Genomic DNA, 20953 nt, shown 5'->3' on the forward strand with positions numbered 1-20953 from the left:
GAGAACGACTCTCTTACACGGAGGAAACAGCAGGTTTATTTTTTCTTAAAGTAAATGCAATGCTTCTTTCCAGAGCAAAACTCGTTTGACGGAAGCATTCAAATCAGCTTCCAAATAGCGGCCATCTTCAACCGCTTGTACGACAAAGGGGATCTGTTCTTGGTAGGTAGATGAGATCACTAGATCATTTCCCGCCTGCAACGCCTGTAATGCGGCTTCATTTTGCGGAATGAACTCAGAAAGTCCTGCCATATCCAAGTCATCCGTCATGATGACCCCTTCAAAATGCAATTCATTTCGGAGCAGCTCATGCACGGGTTTTGAAATAGAGGCGGGTACAGTGTTATCGATACTATTGACAATCGTATGGGCCACCAAAATACTATCGGCACCAGCCTTGATCCCTGCGGCAAAAGGCAGAAAATCCGTTTCCCGCAGTGCAGATAGCGGGCGGTCATCGGTGACGATGGCGACATGCGAGTCACGATTGTTGCCATAGCCGGGAAAATGCTTCAAGGTTGACCCCACGTGGTGTTTCTGCAAAACATGAACCACACGTTCTACAAACGCACTCGTGCCCTGCGCATCCATGCCAATGGTTCGGTCGTAGATAAAGGACTGCGGATCAGTGGAAACATCGGCAACGGGAAACAGCCCGGCATTGATGCCATACGCTTTTAAAATTTCCGCTTTCTTTGCTGTATCTTCTTCGATCGCCGACCATCCACCTTGGGCATATAGCTGTTGTGGTGAGAGAAAACGCTGATCCGTAAGGTTCGGATTGCGGCTGATGCGAGTCACCGTGCCCCCTTCTTCATCCATACCGATCAACAGCGGAATGGCGCTGGCTGCTTGGTAATCTGAAATTTTCTGTTTCAAGCTCTCCGCCGTCTCATTTTCGGTATCACGGCCGAATAACAGATAGCCGCCAAAGTGATAGTTTTGAAGTTCTTCGATTTGATTGCTTTCAGGTACACGCACAAAAAACAATTGCCCGACCTTCTCCTCCAAACTCATCGTGGCGATTTTTTCTTCTATTGCCTCTTCTGACTGTTCTTGCGTGGAAGTTGAAACAGAAGGTGACGTGGAAATTGAGGTGGTTTCTTGGCTTGCACTGCTTTCTTCCTTTGTTTCGTCTCTCGAGCTGCTTTGCTGGATCACGGATGACTCCTCCGTTTGCTGTTTTTGCTGTTCTATCACCCACTTCATCCCTCCCATTGCTGCTAAGACCAAGAAAAGAAACAGTCCCATAGCGAGTCCTTTTTTATTCATAGGTTCACCTTCCCCTCTAAACAAGTTATTGAGAATGACTAAGCCCATCCTTAGAAAGAAAAAAGTGAACCACTTACGAAATATTCGCAGATGATTCACTTCAATGGATGTTATCGTTCTTTTTTACTCGTTAAACGAACCGTCGGATCAGCCGTTTGTATGGTACCGCACGCCCTACGATGTAAATCAACGCAGTTTGTATCGGGAACATGATGACTGCTTTTAGCAAGCGGACCGACCAGATGGCCCAGCTTGTCAAAGGAATATTCAGCATCATAGCTAACCAAATCGGAGTTAAGATCAAGGTTATCAAAATAGTATTTAACAAGACGACCGTTGCCGCTCGTTTTAATGTGACTTCTTTCCGATAGAAGAAGTAGCCATAAATCAGTCCACCAACAAAGGCATTGATGGTAAAGCCGAAAAAGTAGGCTGATTTTGGAAAAATCACCATTCCTGCGATATCAGCTAATGACGATCCAACTGCGGTCCAAAACGGACCAAACAGCATACCCATGATCAGCTGTGGTACAAAGGAAAATGTGATTTTGATATAGGAGGTTTCAAACCCCAAGATTTGCGACAAGACCACCATTAAGGCAATCAAAAGTCCCATGACCGCAATCATGTGTGCATCGACTTTTCTTTTCATAGCGAGCATCTCCTTTTAGAGTTGCTACAAATTCATGCAGCGAATGCGAAAATAAAACCGCGAACGAATGACCGTTCTTCGTCCGAAAGGCAACATCCCATCCTTTCAGCACTTAACGCTTTATTTCCTACTCTGATTTTTATTAGGTATTACTACCCAGACACACTATAGCATACAAGCGCGGACTGCCACAATTTTTCTTACTTATTTTCTTGTACAAAATCTGCCAATGTTCGCTTTTCTTTTTTGCGCATCAAAAAAAAACGCTTTTCTTATGTGAATTTTTCTGCCACTAGTAAGTGAGCAAAAAACATTCTCAAAAAAAGCGTTCATTCTGTTTCTTGTTTCATTTCATGCTTTATGACAAATTATCCAATCAGATTGTCATTGATCAATACCGATTTGATGTCGCGTAATTGATGATCGATAGCTAGTTGTTCATGGGTCATCGTTGCTGTGACCTCTTTCATAGCGTGCATTTCTTCATTTAATTCGTTGATGTTCGTCACTAATTTGTTCAATGCTTCAATAATCAATTGATTGTTATCCATGGTGAAACACTCCTTTTTGTGATGGTTGAGGTCATTCTTCTTCGTTGATTGGCTGCTTCAAAGTACCAACGGCGGCAACTGCGCGTTTCGTTTTATAAAACAATTTGTATAAAACAAGAACGACGACTGGGATCAGTCCGCATAAGATGTAGATCTGCGAGTAATCAAACAGACCGTGCAAGCTTCCTAATGCATAGGGACCTACGCCTAAGCCGAGGTCCAGCCCGATGAAATAGGTGGAGAGCGCTACGCCGACACGGTGAGGATCGACCTCTTTTAGACAAACGGCTTGGCCATTCGACATGAAGGTGCCATAGCCCAAGCCGACAAAGCAACCCGCAAGCAACAACATCCAGCTGTTGCCGGTAATACTCAATAGGAAAAGACCAAGGGTCAAGAAAAGAAAGCTAGGATACATGACCGCATCTGCGCCATGGCGGTCAAATAGTTTGCCAGTCATTGGCCGTGTGAAAGTCACGGAAAGTGCATAGACGATGAAGAAAAAGGCACCGGCCGTTTCTAACCCAAGCTCACTGGCGTAGATCGACAAGAAGCCGAGAACACTGGAGTAAGCCAACCCGATCAAAAAGGCAATCCCGGAAATGAAAAAGACTTTTGGTTCGACAAAACTTTTGATGGACCATTTTTTTAGTTGTGCTCTGTGTTCTTCTGTTAATGGGATGTTTTTGACTGGGAACCAGAAACACGCGATGGCTGTTGCGATTGATAAGATGGTTGCTAACCAAATAATGAAATCAAAGCCGACGGTCGGTAATAATAGCATGCCAATAAAAGGCCCGACTGCCGCTGCTAAACTGGTACTTAATCCATAGTAATTGATCCCTTCGCCATGTTTGGAAGCTGGGATATATGCTGTGACGATCGCATTAGCCGCTGTTGAGACAGCACCATAAGCAAAGCCATTGAAAAAGCGCACAGTATCTAAAATATAAATGTTGACTGAGACCAAATAAGCAGCGGTGGTAATGACATAAAACAATATCCCCCAGCGCAAAACAGCTTTACGACCAACTAATTCTAAAATTTTTCCAACATACAAGCGAGCGATCAAGGTCCCGATAATGTAGATCCCCGCTGCCAAGCCAGCTTGTGCGGTGGATGCCCCTAACTCCTGAGTGGCAAATTTCGCAGTGATGACGACAAAACAATAATACACGAGAAAGACGATAAAATTGATCAAGGTAATCGTGATAAACCCTTTGTTCCATAGTTTTTCATTTTTGGTTGACGGCGTCGAGCTGACGACTCCTTCTTGATTGGTTTCCCTATCTGACATGTTTCTTCCATTCCTCCTGTTTGTGCTGTGATGCGTTTTACTATACCGAAACTTCCTCTGCTTGAAATGCGCTTTTGCTGTTAAAAAAGAGCATTAACAAGAAACATTAACATTTGTTATTGCTTTTTCACCAGAAATGTCTTTTAATGAAGCATGAATAGAGGAAATTTCAGATTTTTTTCAGAAAATGTTGGGTTGGCATGAAGTGAAGGAGTAACGTGGGTGGAGAAACAGATATTACGTGATTATTTAGAAAAACAAGCAATACCGGTCGTTATCCGCAAGAAAAAGAGTTACTTGACGTATGAAGGCATCCCGGATCGGTACGTCTATATTTTAAAAAAAGGCATCATCAAAACTAGCGTAGTGACCCATGAAGGGCGCGAATTCAACTTGCGCTATTTGACGGATTTCGAGATCGTCTCTTTGTTTAAAGACGAATCTTCTCAAGAAGTCGAAGCCCCTTTTAATGTGCGGGTTGAATCAGAAGAAGCCGAATTATACAAAATCGTGCGGGATCAATTTTGGGCAGATGTCAATCGTGACCGTCTGCTACAGGATTATGTCAAAGAGTATTATCGGAGAAACTTGATGGATACGATGAAAAAGATGCAGCAAATGCTGATGAACGGCAAATTTGGTGCTGTCTGTACCCAAATCAATGAGCTCTATGAAACGTTCGGAATCCAGACAACAGATGGTGTCTTGATTGACTTTGAAGTCACCAATGAGGAGATCGCTCGCTTTTGCGGCATTACCTCTGCCAGCAGTGTCAATCGAATGATGCAAAAATTACGAGAATCTGGCGCCCTAAAAAGTGTCGATCGCAAACTATTAGTGACAGATATCGACTTTATTCGGGAGAATATTATTTATTGATCAAAAAAAGACTTTGTACGCCTATTGGTTGTAGGCACACAAAGTCTTTTTCGATTAAATAAACGTCACCGTTTCCGTCACTTCGATCGCTGGATCTAATGATTGGATCACGGGACAATTTGGTGAAACGAGTTTTAGGCAACGGGTCGCTTTGTCATGATCAGCTTCGGCGATTTTCGCATAAAACTGAATTTGGATAGCACTGACTGGTTGGGCTTTTTTATTGTCGTCTCGGTCATAGCTGACTTCGATCTTTTCGATTTCTGCTTCAACCTTTGAATTCTCTAAGACAGATGCGTATACATAGCCGCCGCAAGCAGCTACCGCACTCACAAGCATTTGGACTGGCGAATAGCCTTTTTCCCGTGCTAACACCCAATTGCCAGTTGGGGTCGTCATTTCAAATTTGTCGCTTCCTTGATGGATCGTCAATGTTTCTACTGTCATCGTTTTTCTCTCCTCACAAAATGATCTGGTTCAACTTCGACCCATTCATACAATGGTGTCAAAGTAATCGTGCTTTGAATTTCCGTTTGTTCCATCGCACCTCTTGCTAACACAGGATCAGCGATCGGAGCTGCTGCTAATAATTTCTTCGTGTAAGGATGCAGCGGATTTTCAAACAAACGGTCGGTAGGTGCCAATTCAACTAATTTCCCTTGATACATGACGGCTGTTCGATCACTGATATGACGAATCACGGACAAGTCATGGGAAATGAATAAATAAGACAATGAAAACTCTTTTTGTAGACGCAGCAGCAATTGGATGATCTGAGCCTGAATGGAGACATCTAATGCCGAAGTCGGTTCGTCACACAAGACGAACGCCGGGCGATTGACCACCGCACGAGCGATACCGATCCGTTGCCGTTGTCCGCCGCTGAAACTGCGAGGCAGTTTATGAACATCATCACCGGTGATCCCGACGATCGCTAAGATTTCTTTGGCTTTCGCTCGAGCAGCATCTTTCGTTTCATGATACAACGGCTCCATCACCAGTTCAAGTGCTGTCATACGGGGATTCAATGATGAATACGGATCTTGGAAAATGATCTGCATTTGCTGATACGCTGCTTTGCGATCTTCTGCCGTCAATGCTGTTATCTCTTTGCCTTCAAAGAAAATCTCCCCGCTTGTTAAGGTCTCTAAATTTAAAATACTGCGTCCTAAAGTGGTTTTCCCACTCCCAGATTCCCCCACTAGCCCCAATGTCTCGCCCCGATGGATCGTAAGGCTGACATCTTCGACCGCTCGGACTTCACTGACAGTGCCGCGCCAGTTTTTACTGCGAAAGATTTTCGTCGCATGTTCTACGCGAATCAGTTCTTCCATTATTCTGTCACCTCCTGATTGCGCCAGACGCGATGTGTCTTAGATAGTTGCGTTTCTTGCAGTTCATCTGCCAATGTCTCATGATAGTCAAAGACTTTTAATTCGGCATGCTTGTCGCCTAAATGGGCCGCCTGCAATAATTGTTTCGTATAAGGATGTTCCGGCTGATAAAAAATTTCTTCCGTGGTTCCTTCTTCCACGACTCGGCCTTGATACATCACTTTAATAAAGTCGCACATTCCTGCAACGACCCCAAAGTCATGGGTCACAAGGACGACGGAAAGCTGGTTCTCTCTTTGCAGGTTTTTGATCAATGCCAAAATCTGTGCTTGGATCGTCACATCTAAAGCCGTTGTCGGTTCATCTGCGATCAGCAATTTCGGTTGCGCCAACAAAGCCATGGCAATCATCACCCGCTGACGCATCCCCCCAGATAGCTCATGAGGATATTGTTTCATGCGTTGTGCTGGAAAAGGTATGCCGACTTTTTCTAACTCTTTGACGGCGATTTCTTGTGCTGCTTTTTTCGATACTTTTTGTGAGCGGCGAATCACTTCGATCAAATGATAGCCAATCGTGCGCAAAGGATTTAACGAAGTCATCGGGTCTTGAAAAATCATGGCGATCGGTAATGTTCGACGATCGGTAACTGCTGCTCCTTCAAATGTATAACTGGTATAGTGATCGGTCACTTTATCAGGCAAAAGATCCATAACGCTTTTCATGGTCATACTTTTGCCGCTGCCAGATTCGCCAACGATCCCAACGACTTTGCCCTTAGGAATTACCAGATCAAGATTTTTTACTAACGGTTTCGGACCGGTTTTGCTTTGAAATGTCACATTCAACGCTTCGATCGCTAATAACTCTGTCTTCATCGGTCACACCTCTCTCTGCAAGACATGTTTGATCATGTCGCCGATATTGTTAAAGGAATAGATGGTGAAAATAACAAAGAGCCCTGGAAGAATCGCCATGTATGGTGCCCGCTGCAAGCTGTTTTGCGCGTTTTGCAACAGACTGCCCCACGAAGCCATCGGTTGCTGTATTCCTAAGCCTAGAAAACTCAAAGCCGATTCGGTCATGATCGCTCCTGAAATACTTGCAGATGCCGCAACGATCAAGGTAGGAAGCACTGCTGGGAAAACATGCTTCACGATAATACTAAATGAAGAACGTCCGATAAATTTCCCGTAAGCGACATATTCCCGTTCTTTCGCCGCTAACGTTTCACCACGAATCAAACGAGCGATGTTCATCCAGGAGAAGCCGCCGATCACAATAATAATCGTGGTTAGTCCGGGACGTAAAAAGACGCTCAAAACGATCACTAACACCAACCAAGGAATCGATGACAATACATCGACGAGCCGCATCAGAAGGTTGTCGATCCAACCGCCAAAGTAGCCAGAAACAAGACCGACAAGAGTCCCAATAAACGTCGCTGTGATCATTGCCAAAACACCTACAAACAATGATACCCGACCGCCGTAGACGACCCGAATAAAGTAATCTCGCCCCACTTCATCGGTTCCAAATAAATGAGACCAACTCGGCGGCTGTGACATGTTGCTGACATCCGTTGCATTAGGATCGATGGGGATCAAAGGTGCAACAAGCGACAAAATAATCAATAACGTCAGGAAAACGACAGAAAAGGTATAGATGGGCGAAGCAAGCATGACTTCACTGATTTTTTTGAAACGTTTCATTACTTACTCCCTCCTTTACGGATACGTGGATCAACCACGGAGTATAATACATCCGCTAACAAATTCCCTAAGATGACCAGTGTTGCTGACAACAGCATGATGGCCATGATCACAGGATAATCGAGGCTTTTCGTCGCACTCATCAAGTAAGGGCCGACGCCCGGCCAGCCGTAGATCGTTTCTGTAATGATCGCACCGGTAACTAACATCGGCAACGCCAAGCCGATTTGGGTGACAACGGGAATCAAAATATTTCGACTAATATGACGGCTGAAAATCTGCCATTTGCTGGCATGAAATGCCCGTTGCACCATCACGTAGTCTTCTGAAACTTGTTGTGTCGCTGATGCGCGGATATACCGCGTCAAATCTGGAAAGAAGGCGACTGTCAATGTGGTATAAGGCAAAATAAAATGCTGCAGAAAATCGCCAAAATCCCCTTCTTTACCGACCGTATACATGCCAATGATTGGAAACATATTTAATAAGTAACCAAACACATAAATCAAGATCATCGCAAACCAGAAGGTCGGCACAGCGATTCCTAGAGATGCCACAGCGTCAATGATCCGATCCCAAATCTTTCCTTTGTTGGCAGCAGCCAACAGGCCCAAAATGATGGCCAACAACAAGGCAGTCAAATAAGCGGGGATCACTAGGCGCATGGTATTGGGAATCCGAGTCGCAAGTTCTTGTGAAATACTACTTTGAGACACCAAAGAAAAGCCAAGATTACCGGTAAGAATATTTCTGATCCAAAGAAAATATTGAACCAAAAAGGGTTGATCCAAGCCATAGCGCTGCCGCAAAAGATCGATTTGCTCTTGCGACATATTGGGTGTCGTGATGGAGTCGATCACATCATACGGTGCGATATGTATAAGTGAAAAAACGATAAAAGAGATCACAAACAGCAAAGGGATTGCTTGCAATACTCGTTTTGCAATGTATCGAAACATAACTGACCTACTTTCTTTTTCATAGAAAAAAGCTGTGATAAAAAAGATTCCTCTTTATCACAGCCAATGGATTTACTTGATTGTCAATTTAGACATATCTTCGAATGTATAGATTGGGATCAAACCTGCATCTTCTACATTACCAATTCGGTTATTGACCGCTAGGATTTTCTTGTTGTCAACGATTGGGTAAATGATCGCTTCGTCAGCAATGGCCTTTTGCAAATCATCATACAATGCTTCACGTTTGTCCGTGTCTAATTCAACTGCTGCTTGGGCAAACAAATTGTCAATGGTTTCGCTATTGCTTTGGAAGTAGTTGGCACTACCCCCAGTTTCAAATAGACTGCCGTATAAGTCAGGGTCATTTCCCATGATATACCCGCCAAGGAATAAGTTGTACTTCGTTGAATCAGGTTTCTTCAACTCGGTAAAGATCGCTGTACCATCGCCACCTTCAAGTGTAACCGTTATGCCTGCTTGTTGCAATTGTTGTTGGATCAACGTAGCTTGGATCGTTTGGGCTGGATCGGTTGAGTTGAAAGCCAAATTCAATGACAAATCAGTCACACCAGCTTCTTGTAAAAGTTCTTTTGCTTTTTCAGCATTCGTCTCATATTTTTCAACATCATCAGTGACGTATGGGTTGTTCGGTGGCAAGAATGAATATGGTGTTGCATAATACTCTTCATCTAAATATGCTGCTTGATTTAATTCATCTTTGTTCAACGCATAGAGAACTGCTTGTCGAACTTTCACATCTTGCAAAGCATCTGAGTGAGTGTTCAAGCCTAGATAACCAACACGGTTTTCAGTATAAGGATAAACAGAGATCTGCTCATCATCTAAGTCTTCAATATCTGAAGGCAAGACAACGGCTGCATCCACTTCCCCTTTTTGCAAAGCGACTTTCGCAGTATCGGTACTTTCGATGATGCGCAACGTCACATTTTGAATCGAAGGCTTGCCGCCATAATAGTTTTCATTGGCTTCAAAAGTAAAGTACTCACCACGTTTGTATTCTTTCAGTTGATACGGACCAGTGCCGACTGGTTTTTCAGGCAGTTCACTGACAGAGAAGTCGGTAACATCTTTAAAGATATGCTCGGGAATGATGTATGTTTCGGTTGCAATATTGCTGATCGCTGCCGCACTCGGTGTCGGCAACACGAATTTGACGGTGTATTCATCCACTTTTTCGATCGCGATTGGTTGGTCGTCGACCCAAAGGGAATCGGCATTGCCATTTTCTTTTTTGACTTTTTGTTCATATGTGAAAACAACGTCATCGGCGGTAAAGTCTTCGCCATCTGACCATTTCACATCTTGTTTCAAATGTACTGTCAATGAAAGGCCATCTTCAGCTGGTTCCACTGATTCTGCCAACGCATTTTGTGTTGTTCCGTCTGCTTCCACTGTAACTAGTGGAGAATAGATCATGTTTGTCACTGTCAATCCCCAACGATCACTGGTGTTGATCGGGTTAGTGGACGATGGGTCCCCGCTGATCGCATAAGTGAATGTTGAATCATCCCCAGCTCCAGCTGCACTACTGGTTGACGTTTCTTCTGTATTTGATCCACCGCAGGCTGCTAGAACAAATCCTAGTCCAACGACGGCAACACTTGCTAAACCTTTTTTCCAATTTATCATTTTTCCATCCTACTTCCTGTTCCTATATAGTAATAGTCGTTTTTAACTTTCTATTCCCATACAGGTATACTAGATTTCTTTGTTACTTCCTCGATGATTGCTTTTACTTCATCGGTCTGATAATATCGAACGACCGTTTGGTAAACGTCATTGTCTGCTTCGTCTGCTCGCGCAGCGATCACATTATAATAAGGCTTGGAGGAATCAGCCACAGGTTCTAAGAAAATCGCATCTTCTGTAGGAACCAAACCAGCATCGACGGCCATGCCATTATTGATCAAAGAAATGTCGACATCGGTCATTGCCCGAGCAGTTTGATTGGAGTCAAGTAGCTCAAATTTCAGGGCTTTGGGATTGTCAATGACATCACTGGTTGTTGGCAGTAAACCTTTTGATTCATCCAAAGTGATCAAACCGGCGGTCTGTAAGAGTAATAGTGCACGGCTCTCATTTGAGACATCATTGGGTAAAGCCACCGTAGCACCATCTGCCAATTCGTTGACATCGGTGATTTTATCGGAATAAATACCAAGTGGGTTTAATGTCGTATAGGCAATCGTCGTGTTGGAATAACCACTTTCTTCGTTGACATTGTCCATAAAAATCTCCGTCAATGCTGCGTGAAGGTCAATTGAGCCATCCTCAAGCGCCACGATTGGCTGACGATAATCGGTGAATTTCACCAATTGCAAGTCGATATTTTCGTTTTCCTTCAATTCTTCCTGCACATGTTCCCAGGCTTCGTTTTGCTCACCCACGACACCCAATTTGACAACGGTGGATTCCTCATCTGCTTGACTGCTGCCGCAAGCGGCGAAGCTGAACAATGCCAGCAATCCAAGAGCCCCTGTTGCCAATCCCTTTACTACGTTTCTTTTCATCCCTTTTTCCCCTTTTGTTCCCTCCTCAGATCAATCGTCCCGTTTTCTTGAAGTATTGCTCAACTAGACCAATTTCACCTCTGTTTCTCAAAACAAATTGTTTTTTCAAAGGAGAAATGGCAAATGCCTGTTGCCGTCAACCGAAAACATCGGACTCACTATTCATATGTAGTGTAACTTTATCCTATACAACTAAAACTGTCAATAAAATTACTCTACAAAAGTAAGTTTTTAACTAGCTGATCTGTGGTCGGGTTATTTGAATATCTTCAGTGCATTTTCTAAGTCATCGATCAAATCTTTACTACTTTCGATCCCAATGGAGATCCGTAAAAGATCCGGCGTCAACCCATAAGATTCTCGTACCTCTTGAGGAATATCCGCGTGGGTCTGTGTCGTTGGATACGTGATGAGACTTTCCACACCACCTAGGCTTTCCGCAAAGGTAAAGACCTGTAATGCTGCTAAAAAGCCGCTGATTTTGGTTTCATCAAGCACCCGAATACTGATCATCGCGCCGGCGTTCGGATAAAGCACCTCTTTGATCGCCGGATGGGCTCGTAAAAAGCGGCCGACTTCCTTGGCGTTGGCTTCCTGCCGTTCAAAGCGCAATGGCAGCGTCTTTAAACTACGAATAAATAACCACGTATCAAAGCTGCTCAAGGTAGGGCCAGAAGTATTGGCTAAATAGTTCAAACGCTCCCCCAGCTGCGCATCTTTTGCGATGACGACGCCTGCCAAAATATCATTGTGACCAGATAAGAACTTGGTACCTGAATGGATCACTAGATCCGCGCCATCTTCTAAGGGCAACTGCCGTAAGGGCGTCAAAAAGGTATTATCTACGATCAATAGCGCCCCCTGTTCGTGAGCAAGCTTGGCGGTTTCAGCAATATCCGTCACGGTCATCAAAGGATTCGTCGGGGTCTCTAAGAAGACAGCCGTTACCTCGTCAGTTAATTTTTCACTTAATTCGGCTAAAGTACTGAAGGTATCGAAAAAGGCTCGCTTGCTATTTTCCAGTTCCGCAAAATAGCGAAAGCTACCGCCGTACAAGTCACGAGAAACCAAAAAGCGGCTGCCGCTGGCAAATAAATCAAAAATCAAAGCGATCGCACTCATGCCAGAGCTGGTCACTACTGCCCGAGCCCCTTTTTCTAATTCGGCAAGGCCTGCTTCTAAAATATCCCGGGTCGGATTTTTGGTCCTAGTATAATCATAGCCGGTACTTTGCCCCAATTCAGGATGTGCAAAGGTCGTGGAAAGATAAATTGGCGGGCTGATCGCCCCGGTTTGCTGATCCGAATGATTGCCTAATTGGGCGAGAAAAGTTGCTGTATCAATGGTCATGTCGTTCCTCCTTTTTGATTGCCTCAATCAAACGATCAAGGGCTTTTTGAATGATCGTTGGTGTTGTCGCAAGATTCAGACGAATCATGCCCTGACCGTCTTTGGCGAACCATTCCCCATAATCGACTGCGAGACCGGCAGTATCTTGGACCACCTGCTTGGTTCGTTCTTTGGCGATGACTTGCCTCAGATCGACCCAGAGAAGATAGGTTCCTTCTAATGGCAGGAGCTCAATTTTGGGAAATGCTTCTTGCAGTTGCTGGCGGACCATTTGTTCATTGGCAGCAATCACCAAAAGCAGGTCATCTAGCCATTGATCCCCCGATTCATACGCGGCTTTCGCAGCCACCAATCCCAAACGATTGACTTCCGTCTGCTTGTATTGTCGGCACCAAGCCTGATAGGCTCTGCGCATCTCTAAATCAGGAATCCAAACATGAGAGAGTAACAATCCTGCTAAGTTGAAGGTTTTTGAGGGCGAATCCAGAACGATCAGCTTCTCAAAGCCGAACCCCTGTGCCACTGTCACGGCTGAAACAAATTGCTGCTCACCGAGTATCAGTTCACGATGGATCTCGTCGGCGATCACGACAACCTCATGTTTTTGGCAAATGGCCAATAACTGATGCAGTTCTTTCTCTTGCCAGACCCGCCCTACTGGATTGTGGGGGGAGCAGAGAATAAATAGTTTCACTTTTTCTTCAATGATTTTGCCTTCAAAAGTAGCAAAATCGATTTGATAAGAATTCCCCACCTTTTGCAAGGGTGCTTCTATTAAGCGCCTTTTCGTCTCTTTGATGCTGTCAAAAAAGGGATAATAGACGGGCGGCTGGATCAAGATGCCATCGTCTGGTTCTGTGAAACAATGAAGCAAATCAACCAAAGATTGGACGACCCCTGTGGAAAACGAGAGCCATTTTTCTTCGAATTTCGTCCCCCAGTGGCGATCTTGCCAAGCTTGATAGGCTAAAAAATAGCCTGAGGGGGGAATCGCATAGCCAAAGGTTCCTTGAGCAACCAGTTGCTGCAAGGCTTCTTCCACTGCCTTTGGTGCAGCAAAATCCATATCAGCTACCCATAAAGGCAAAAGCTTTTCTCCTTGGAACCGTTGATCCACAAGATCCCATTTTAAAGAATCAGTGCCTTTTCGCTGTCTAGCATAGTGGGAGAGAAAATGCTCAGTCGTCATTGATACTCACCCGACCTTCTGGCTCACTGCCAATTCGGTAACCTTCTTTCGTCGGCGTGACGGACAGGTCATACGGCGTTCGCAAGTAGGTTTCATTGATCCAATTGCTGAAAAACAAAGAGGCATGTCCCCGCCAACGGTTGGTAATTTTTCCGCCTAAACGGTCATAGGCAAAGTAATTTTGGGGCAATGCGGTATCTAAGCCCCGTTCCATGTCTCGCAAGTACTCTTCATTCAAGGTCGTTGTGTGGTATTCAAAATGCCCTAGCAAGAAGGCATTTTTATGATCTTCTGATACGAAGATGGAAGGCCCTGTTTCAACGCCCGCTGCCAATATTTCTAAAGGCGCTTGGGCCAGCTGGACATCATCGATGCCAGTATAGCGCGAATGTGGTGTATAAAAGACGTCGTCAAAGCCCCGAACCAGTGGATGAAAATGCGTGACTGTTTGTTCGAAGACACCGAACAATTTGCTTTGGTACAACACTTTGTCGATACCGTAATGGTAATAAAGCCCCGCTTGTGCCCCCCAGCAAATATGTAGGACTGAAGTGCAATTCGTCTGACTCCAATCCATGATTTCTTGTAGTTCTTGCCAATAGTCAATGGCTTCGAATGCCATTTTTTCAACTGGGGCTCCGGTGATGATCAAGCCATCGAATCGTTGCGGCTGGATCACTGAAAATTCTTGATAAAACTTTTCCATGTGATCGACAGAGGTGTTTTTGCTTTCGTGGTATTTCATTTTTAGTAAAGTCACCTCAATTTGCAGTGGACTTTGGGAAAGTAAACGCAACAACTGATTTTCTGTAGCGATCTTTTTCGGCATCAAATTGACGATCGCGATTTTCAAGGGACGGATCTCTTGCTTCGCCGCTTTATGCTGCAGTAAGGCAAAGACATTTTCTTTTTGCAGGACCGCTGCAGCGGGTAATTCTTTGGGAATAATGATTGGCATTGCTTCAACCCCTTACAGATAAATTTCTTGTTGAAGAGAAAGCGAACAGTTTCGGCTGTGAAAAACAAAAAAAGCCGCCCTTTTATCCTTATGGATAAAAGGGACGACTTGATGCGCGTTACCACCCTAATTCGTGCTATTCTCACAAATAACACCTCAACAGTACACTATGATACTTGGCGCTGTAACGGGCACATGCCGTTTTGCTGGCGTGAACCAACAAAAAAACTCAGAGCTCATCTTCACTGATCACCGCATGTCTCCTTTTTCACCAACCGGAGTCTCTGTACCTTTGTTGATCTGCTACTCTTCTCTTCAACGTTATCGAAATCTTTGTTTAATTTTAAAAAATTATAATTGTTTTTTCATTTACTGTCAACGGCAAGTTGAGACTTTTTCTTAGATTTCTTCTAAATATAAGTATTGCTGACCCATTTTTTCATAGATCGCTGCTAAGTCTTCTTTGCTGACTTCGCGATCCTTATGCCCATAAGGGTCGTTGACATACATCGTATCACCATCGATGCCAGTGATCACTACCGAATGGATCAATGCAGTCACAAGGATTTCGCCATTTTGGGTATTCCATTGAAAGAAATCAGCATCGGTAGGTACTTGTAATTCTAACGTCGCGATCATCCAAACTGGTTTCCCAGATTGCAGGACTTTGACGATCTCATCAAAACTTTTGTCTCGTCCACTAACGACTTCATATTGCTCTTTTACAATACTTTCGGCGACATCAGTGATCGGTTCTACGTCAACACCCATCGCGCTATCGCCGCCATAGATGTTTCCAACAAAGCCTTCTCGCGGATCTCCATGGTGATTATAATCCTCATAAAGTGGGACATACACTAATTCTTCTGCCAATTGATTTTTATTGGTATCAAATCCGTAAAAATTCAAGAGCATCGATAAAGCCGTTACTTCACAACCATTTCCTAACGTAACTTCATCGAATTGATTTTCTAACGGAACATCCAATTGAATAACGTCACTGTATTCAGGCTCTGATGTTTGTTCTTCATCCGAAAGTGCTAGTGTCAATTCATCCTCTATCTTTTCAAAGGGGGACTGCCCATTCTTACTGTCATAAAAAATCAGCAGAAAGAAGAGCATCAAGACGAACATACCTAAAAGTAACCGTTTTAACTTTTTCTTCTTCATCTACTTCCTCCTCTTTTATATTATAACTTATTTCTGTTTATTATTTCACTATAATAAACGTTTTAAGAAGGAGTATTTTCTTAATCTGAATACAAAAAAATAGACCCGTTTACGCAGCGGGTCTATTCAAACTGGCGCTTATGCCGCTTTCTTCTGTTTCTGAATAAAGCGTCCTTTTGCTTTTGAAAACGAACGAATATCAAATTGTTTGCTTAAGGCACCTGCAACAAAATAAGCCAAATTGAAATCGATCAAGCTATGGATCAAGCCACCGATCCCCATCAAAACGAACAAGAAATAGTAGAAATTGCCATCGAATGCTGTCCCTGGTACATTTCCTGTGAAGTAAAAGGCGGCAACGACTGCCATTTCAACGGCAGAATGAATCAGTCCGATAATCAAGTTAAAGCTCTGAAATTTGATATTCAATAAAGAGGGTTTGCCATTTTTCAGTAAAATATCTGGGTGCTTCTGTAAATAAAAGGCACCGATGACTGCAAAAACAACATGGGACAATGCCCGTAATGCAATGATTGGTGGTAGTGTTAAGAAAAAGCCAAAGGTCGTTCCTAAAGCTACAGCGATCGCCATCGCTGGTGAAAAGAACATCGCCACAAATACGGGAACATGGCTAGCTAAGGTAAAAGATGCAGGTCCGATGACGATTTTGGGCATTACCATGGGAATGACGATCCCCATGCCGATTAACAATGCAGCGATCGTTAAATGGCGGATGGAATGATTTTTCATTTATACTCTCTCCTTAAATGTGTCATGACAGTTCTGTCTTGCTTATTCTACTGGTATTTCCACAAGGTGTCAAGACACAAAAAAACGAATGTTTATTCAACATCCGTTTTTATAGAAGTTATCCTTTGCGCGCTTGCATTTCATTGCTTAATTTGGCAAATTCCGCTAACGACAGCGTTTCTCCACGACGTTTCGGATCGATCCCACTTGCTTCTAAACTGTCTGCCAACCACTGTTTGGTTTCTTCATCTTTTCCATAGCTATTTTGCAAATTGTTCCAAAGGGTTTTACGACGCAACTGAAAGGCTGCTTTCGTTAATTTAAAGAACTCTTTTTCATCGGTGGCTGCGACCGCTGGTTGTGGACGGCGCGTCAATTTCAAAATAGCCGAATCAACATTCGGTTGGGGTACAAAAACGGTTTTCGGGACGATGAATGCCAGTTTTGCTTCCATGTAGTATTGCACAGCGATCGACAACGAGCCATAGGCTTTGGTCCCGGGAACTGCTGAGATTCGATCAGCCACTTCTTTTTGCATCATCACGACCATTTCATCTACTGGTACCTGAGACTCTAAAAAGTGCATCATGATAGGCGTAGTAATATAATAAGGCAGATTTGCGACAACTTTTAATGAAGCAGCCGTATCGCTGAATTCTGACCGAATGGTCGTTGATAGGTCTGCTTGCAAGACATCTTGATGAATGATCTTTACGTTTGCGTAAGGCTGCATCGTATCAGCTAATACAGGGATCAACCGATCATCGATTTCAAACGCCAACACTTGCTTGGCCTGCTTTGCCAACTGTTCGGTCAGCGCACCGATTCCAGGTCCAACCTCAATGACGTTTGTCGTTTCGTCGATGCCTGCTGTTTCTACGATTTTCCGTAAAATATTCGGTTCTGTTAAGAAGTTTTGTCCTAAACTTTTTTTAAAGGTAAAGCCATGTTTCGCTAAAATCTCTTTGGTTCTTGAGGGGGTTGCTATATCCCGTTCTTCCTTCACAATTCTTCCTCCACTGTTTTCATAGCTTCTGCCAACTCTGCATCGGTGATACGAAACATTGCCAGCCGCTTCTCTAATTGTTTGCCGTTCGTATAGCCGATGCGTAAAAGATCTCCTAGCCGCTCTCGTTTCTCTTTTGCTCCAGCGCCTGCGATCAAGCCATACGCTAATAACTGTTGGCGATCAATGGTTCCTTCACTGACTTCATTTGAAGCAATCGGGGTTACGACTTTTCGCAAGGCTTCTTTCAATGCTTCATGGCTGGCGTGTTCCACGCCCAAACTGCCTTTGCTTTTCGGTGCTGCCTGACTGCGCGGTAAAAAGGCATGCTTGGCATCCGGAACCACTTCCATAATGATTTTGCGGATCTTTTCTCCCGAAAAATCGGGATCGGTAAACACGATGACCCCTCGTGTCTCTTGGGCATGCTCGATTTGATCAAGGATCGTATCATCGATCGCTGAACCGATCGTTTCGATCGTATCTACTTCGAACACTTCTTGCAATCGACGGGTGTCGTCTTTGCCTTCGACGACAATGATTTCTTCGATTTTCGGTTTATCAGTCATTGATCCTAAACAAGCGGTGGGCATTTTTTGTCGTGTAGGCCGCAACATCAGCGACCGCTTCTTGCCGCAGCTCCGCGATTTTATCCACCACATAATGGGTATAGCCGGGTTCATTGCGTTTGCCGCGATAAGGAACAGGGGCTAAATACGGCGCGTCAGTCTCAACGAGTAGCCGATCTTGTGGTACGACTAGTGCAGCTTTTTGTACCTCCGTGGCCTTTTTGAAGGTCACGACACCACTAAAGGAAATGTACATTCCTAGATCCAAGAACTTTTTCGCCCATTCTCCGTCTCCACTAAAGCTGTGCATAATACCACCGATTGTTTGGACTTTTTCATCCTTTAAGATCGCATAGGTATCTTCTAAGGCTTCACGGGTATGAATACTGATGGGCAGCTGATGTTCACGAGCGATTGCCATTTGCCGACGAAAGACCTTTTCTTGAACTTCTTTCGGATCTTCCATCCAATGGTAGTCTAAACCGATTTCACCTAGGGCAACGACTTTTGGTCGTTCCAAGCGCTCTTGCAAATAGGTTTCTACGTGCGGGGTATAAGAACCAGCTTCGGTGGGATGCCAACCGATAATGCTGTAAATGCCAGGATATTCTTTGCTTAATGCTAACGATTTTTCAATCGTTGGCTGATCGAAACCGACGACCGCCATCTCCGTTACTCCTAGTTCATGCGCACGGGCGACGGTTTCGGGAATGTCTTCGTTAAACTGTTCTGCATTCAAATGTGTATGAGAATCAAAAATCATGAAATCTCCTCCTTAGTCCTTCTATACTCTAGCATATTTTGACGGTTTAAGAAACGAATCCTCTCCGCTTTTTTCAGCAGTTTAAGAAAACTTTCAGCAAGCAAAAAAAATCCGCCCAAAGTTGGAGGACGCCGAAGCTGATTTTCTCTATACTGAGGGTAACGAAATCGTATGGAGGTGGAAATATGGAACGATCAAAAATTGATCCCGGCCGCTTTTTTTCTGGCCAAAAAGCAGCAACTAAAGGCACGTTAAAAAATCAATATCACTACTATCGGCAGCAAAATGCCCATCAAGCATTCAATAGCGATTTTCAGCGAAATTTCCAGCAAGATTTCCCCAATTTTGCTACATGGCTAAAACTGCAGCAGCAGACGCCACAAAAGAATCAAACAGCGACTTTTTCTCACTGGTTATTGGTTGGTTTCTTCGGACTTTTGACGGCAGCAAGTTTTTCGCAACAGCTCTTATTCCTACTTTTTGTCTTTGTCATAGCTGCTCTCGTCAAAGGCCCAGGCATGATCTTATGGGGCATCGTTTATTCCTTCTTAGTTAGTCTGTTTCCTCCATTGGGTATCGTTCTTTCGGGCTTGTTTTTCTTACTGACCTTGCGTCAATTAACCAAAAATGTCACTTTCGTTTTGACTGCATTGTACTTTTACGGCTATCCGTTTGTCATCACAGCCCTCCAGCACTTCACAAATTGGGACCCGCAATGGCTGTGGGTCGGTAGTATCGGTTTTGCCTTGATCAGTGGCCATTTTGTCTTACAGCAAAACTATCCCTTTGCTTCAAGTAAAAGTCTCGCATGGGCGATCATCTCTGTCCCTTATGATTGTGTCATGGCTTTGATCCCTGTCAAACACAAGGCACGCTTCAAACGATTGGTGAAAATCAAATAATTGCGATCTAGGATACAAAAGATAGGCTGTTGCAGCTTCTTTTGTATCTTTTTTAATGGAAAAATCAAGCGAAATACGATGGATATTTTTTGTTATTTTTGCTTCCGTATGATTGCTTTTTTTGTAAGAATCTACTATGCTAGAAACTAGCAAATCAAAAAAGGAGCCACGCCATGTACACCCTCATTCTTATTGCATTCCTCCTTACGGGCTTGCTAGTTTACTCCTTTATTATTGAACCGCATCTTCTCAAACAACGGCATTATCTCATAAAAAAAGACAAGCGCACCGTCTTAGATATTTCAAAAGCTTATGACCTTTACCAAGCAGAAAGCAATATCGTGATTGCCCATATCAGTGATCTCCATTTTTCTCGTTGGTTTAAACCAAGACGAATGAATCGCATCATTCGATCAACGATCCAAAACAAGCCGGATCTGATCATCATCACGGGGGATCTGATCGATAATTATAAAAAATGGCCGCATCGTTCAACCAAGCGACTGATCGAAAAGCTGAAAAAATTGCAAGCGCCTCTGGGTAAGATCGCAGTTATGGGGAACCATGACCATTTGAATGACGGTCATTACTTTGTTAAGGAAATATACCAGCATGCAGGGTTTACCTTACTTGATAATGAGTCGGTTTTTGGTTCTGATGACAAGACGTCGATGAATATTGTCGGTATCGATATAGAAAGTCCGAAAGTCAGTTTTACCTATGAAGCAACCTTAGCAGAATGGCAGCTGCTTTTGCTCCATGAACCCGATTATGTTTCTCGGATCACCAATCTGCCAAACTACGACTTGATTCTTTCTGGCCATAGCCATGGCGGGCAGATTCGCTTGCCTTTTTATTATGCGAAAACAAAGGGCGCGTTGAAATATACCGATGGGCTCTACCTTTTAGGAAATGAGACCTTATTGAGTGTTTCCAGTGGGGTCGGTATGACCAAGATTCCCGCCCGACTCGGCGTCCCGCCAGAGATCCTTTATTACCATTTAGAACCGCAACAGCAATTGAACGTTTCTTAACTGTTCATCGTTGTAATTGGGAAAAAATCAGCAAATCGTTTCAGCAAACGTTCGATTCGCTGATTTTCTTTT

General features: G+C 43.9%; 22 protein-coding genes and 1 riboswitch. Of the genes, 3 read left to right on the plus strand and 19 right to left on the minus strand.

The window, feature by feature from the left end:
- Positions 1 to 45 precede the first annotated feature (45 nt).
- From CXM95_RS12025 to CXM95_RS12040, 4 genes are all read right to left on the minus strand, one after another.
- Positions 46 to 1272: a glycoside hydrolase family 3 protein gene (locus tag CXM95_RS12025; protein WP_035006661.1), complete on the minus strand. Its 1227-nt coding sequence runs from the start codon at positions 1270 to 1272 to the stop codon at positions 46 to 48.
- Between the two features lie 130 nt (positions 1273 to 1402).
- Positions 1403 to 1933, minus strand: coding sequence for a folate family ECF transporter S component (locus tag CXM95_RS12030; RefSeq protein WP_005234846.1), 531 nt, complete (start codon positions 1931 to 1933; stop codon positions 1403 to 1405).
- A gap of 26 nt (positions 1934 to 1959) precedes the next feature.
- Positions 1960 to 2061: riboswitch (THF riboswitch) on the minus strand.
- Between the two features lie 231 nt (positions 2062 to 2292).
- Positions 2293 to 2475, minus strand: coding sequence for a hypothetical protein (locus CXM95_RS12035; RefSeq protein WP_005225550.1), 183 nt, complete (start codon positions 2473 to 2475; stop codon positions 2293 to 2295).
- Positions 2476 to 2506: 31 nt separating this feature from the next.
- Positions 2507 to 3772 (minus strand): MFS transporter, encoded by a 1266-nt coding sequence (locus CXM95_RS12040; RefSeq protein ID WP_008378903.1) that lies wholly within the window; start codon positions 3770 to 3772, stop codon positions 2507 to 2509.
- 222 nt (positions 3773 to 3994) lie between these two features.
- Here CXM95_RS12040 and CXM95_RS12045 point away from each other — a divergent pair, with 222 nt between their 5' ends.
- Positions 3995 to 4651 (plus strand): Crp/Fnr family transcriptional regulator, encoded by a 657-nt coding sequence (locus CXM95_RS12045; protein WP_008378905.1) that lies wholly within the window; start codon positions 3995 to 3997, stop codon positions 4649 to 4651.
- 54 nt (positions 4652 to 4705) lie between these two features.
- On the opposite strand, the gene CXM95_RS12050 is transcribed toward CXM95_RS12045, so the two are convergent.
- The 15 genes from CXM95_RS12050 to CXM95_RS12120 all read right to left on the minus strand — a co-directional run bounded on the left by CXM95_RS12050 (position 4706) and on the right by CXM95_RS12120 (position 18945).
- Positions 4706 to 5098 carry an OsmC family protein gene (locus CXM95_RS12050; RefSeq protein WP_005234839.1) on the minus strand — a complete coding sequence of 131 codons (393 nt, stop codon included), beginning with the start codon at positions 5096 to 5098 and terminating at the stop codon, positions 4706 to 4708.
- Complete coding sequence (locus CXM95_RS12055; protein ID WP_008378908.1) at positions 5095 to 5985, minus strand: ATP-binding cassette domain-containing protein; 891 nt, start codon at positions 5983 to 5985, stop codon at positions 5095 to 5097. Before CXM95_RS12055 ends, CXM95_RS12050 begins: the two co-directional genes overlap by 4 nt.
- Positions 5985 to 6863 carry an ABC transporter ATP-binding protein gene (locus CXM95_RS12060; protein WP_005234835.1) on the minus strand — a complete coding sequence of 293 codons (879 nt, stop codon included), beginning with the start codon at positions 6861 to 6863 and terminating at the stop codon, positions 5985 to 5987. The genes CXM95_RS12055 and CXM95_RS12060 overlap by 1 nt, the downstream gene beginning before the upstream one ends.
- A gap of 3 nt (positions 6864 to 6866) precedes the next feature.
- Positions 6867 to 7697, minus strand: coding sequence for an ABC transporter permease (locus CXM95_RS12065; RefSeq protein WP_005234832.1), 831 nt, complete (start codon positions 7695 to 7697; stop codon positions 6867 to 6869).
- Positions 7697 to 8656 (minus strand): ABC transporter permease, encoded by a 960-nt coding sequence (locus CXM95_RS12070; RefSeq protein WP_005234830.1) that lies wholly within the window; start codon positions 8654 to 8656, stop codon positions 7697 to 7699. Before CXM95_RS12070 ends, CXM95_RS12065 begins: the two co-directional genes overlap by 1 nt.
- Positions 8657 to 8728: 72 nt before the next feature.
- On the minus strand, positions 8729 to 10309 hold the full coding sequence (locus tag CXM95_RS12075; protein WP_016613557.1) for an ABC transporter substrate-binding protein: 1581 nt from the start codon (positions 10307 to 10309) through the stop codon (positions 8729 to 8731).
- 50 nt (positions 10310 to 10359) lie between these two features.
- A complete protein-coding gene (locus CXM95_RS12080; protein ID WP_086296999.1) occupies positions 10360 to 11190 on the minus strand; it encodes a MetQ/NlpA family ABC transporter substrate-binding protein in 831 nt (276 codons plus the stop codon).
- Between the two features lie 255 nt (positions 11191 to 11445).
- Positions 11446 to 12540, minus strand: coding sequence for an aminotransferase class I/II-fold pyridoxal phosphate-dependent enzyme (locus CXM95_RS12085; RefSeq protein ID WP_086297017.1), 1095 nt, complete (start codon positions 12538 to 12540; stop codon positions 11446 to 11448).
- Positions 12530 to 13729, minus strand: coding sequence for a MalY/PatB family protein (locus tag CXM95_RS12090; protein WP_086297019.1), 1200 nt, complete (start codon positions 13727 to 13729; stop codon positions 12530 to 12532). The genes CXM95_RS12085 and CXM95_RS12090 overlap by 11 nt, the downstream gene beginning before the upstream one ends.
- Entirely contained in the window at positions 13719 to 14687 is a 969-nt protein-coding gene (locus CXM95_RS12095; protein WP_086297022.1) for a homoserine O-succinyltransferase, read from the minus strand. The genes CXM95_RS12090 and CXM95_RS12095 overlap by 11 nt, the downstream gene beginning before the upstream one ends.
- A 399-nt stretch (positions 14688 to 15086) precedes the next feature.
- Positions 15087 to 15857 (minus strand): C39 family peptidase, encoded by a 771-nt coding sequence (locus CXM95_RS12100; RefSeq protein WP_005234818.1) that lies wholly within the window; start codon positions 15855 to 15857, stop codon positions 15087 to 15089.
- Positions 15858 to 15995: 138 nt separating this feature from the next.
- Positions 15996 to 16607, minus strand: a complete 612-nt coding sequence (locus CXM95_RS12105; protein ID WP_005225537.1) for a hypothetical protein — start codon at positions 16605 to 16607, stop codon at positions 15996 to 15998.
- Positions 16608 to 16725: 118 nt separating this feature from the next.
- The gene (gene rsmA / locus CXM95_RS12110; RefSeq protein WP_086297038.1) at positions 16726 to 17613 is read right to left on the minus strand and encodes a 16S rRNA (adenine(1518)-N(6)/adenine(1519)-N(6))-dimethyltransferase RsmA; all 888 of its coding nucleotides are present in this window, start codon (positions 17611 to 17613) and stop codon (positions 16726 to 16728) included.
- The gene (gene rnmV / locus CXM95_RS12115) at positions 17610 to 18182 is read right to left on the minus strand and encodes a ribonuclease M5 (RefSeq protein WP_005234813.1); all 573 of its coding nucleotides are present in this window, start codon (positions 18180 to 18182) and stop codon (positions 17610 to 17612) included. Before rnmV ends, rsmA begins: the two co-directional genes overlap by 4 nt.
- Complete coding sequence (locus CXM95_RS12120; RefSeq protein WP_061054395.1) at positions 18175 to 18945, minus strand: TatD family hydrolase; 771 nt, start codon at positions 18943 to 18945, stop codon at positions 18175 to 18177. The genes rnmV and CXM95_RS12120 overlap by 8 nt, the downstream gene beginning before the upstream one ends.
- Before the next feature lie 185 nt (positions 18946 to 19130).
- Here CXM95_RS12120 and CXM95_RS12125 point away from each other — a divergent pair, with 185 nt between their 5' ends.
- Positions 19131 to 19847 carry a hypothetical protein gene (locus tag CXM95_RS12125; protein ID WP_005234809.1) on the plus strand — a complete coding sequence of 239 codons (717 nt, stop codon included), beginning with the start codon at positions 19131 to 19133 and terminating at the stop codon, positions 19845 to 19847.
- Between the two features lie 173 nt (positions 19848 to 20020).
- The gene (locus CXM95_RS12130) at positions 20021 to 20881 is read left to right on the plus strand and encodes a metallophosphoesterase (protein ID WP_005234806.1); all 861 of its coding nucleotides are present in this window, start codon (positions 20021 to 20023) and stop codon (positions 20879 to 20881) included.
- The last annotated feature ends 72 nt before the right edge of the window (positions 20882 to 20953 follow it).

This window comes from Enterococcus sp. CR-Ec1, assembly GCF_002850555.1.
Classification (GTDB): domain Bacteria; phylum Bacillota; class Bacilli; order Lactobacillales; family Enterococcaceae; genus Enterococcus_D; species Enterococcus_D entomosocium.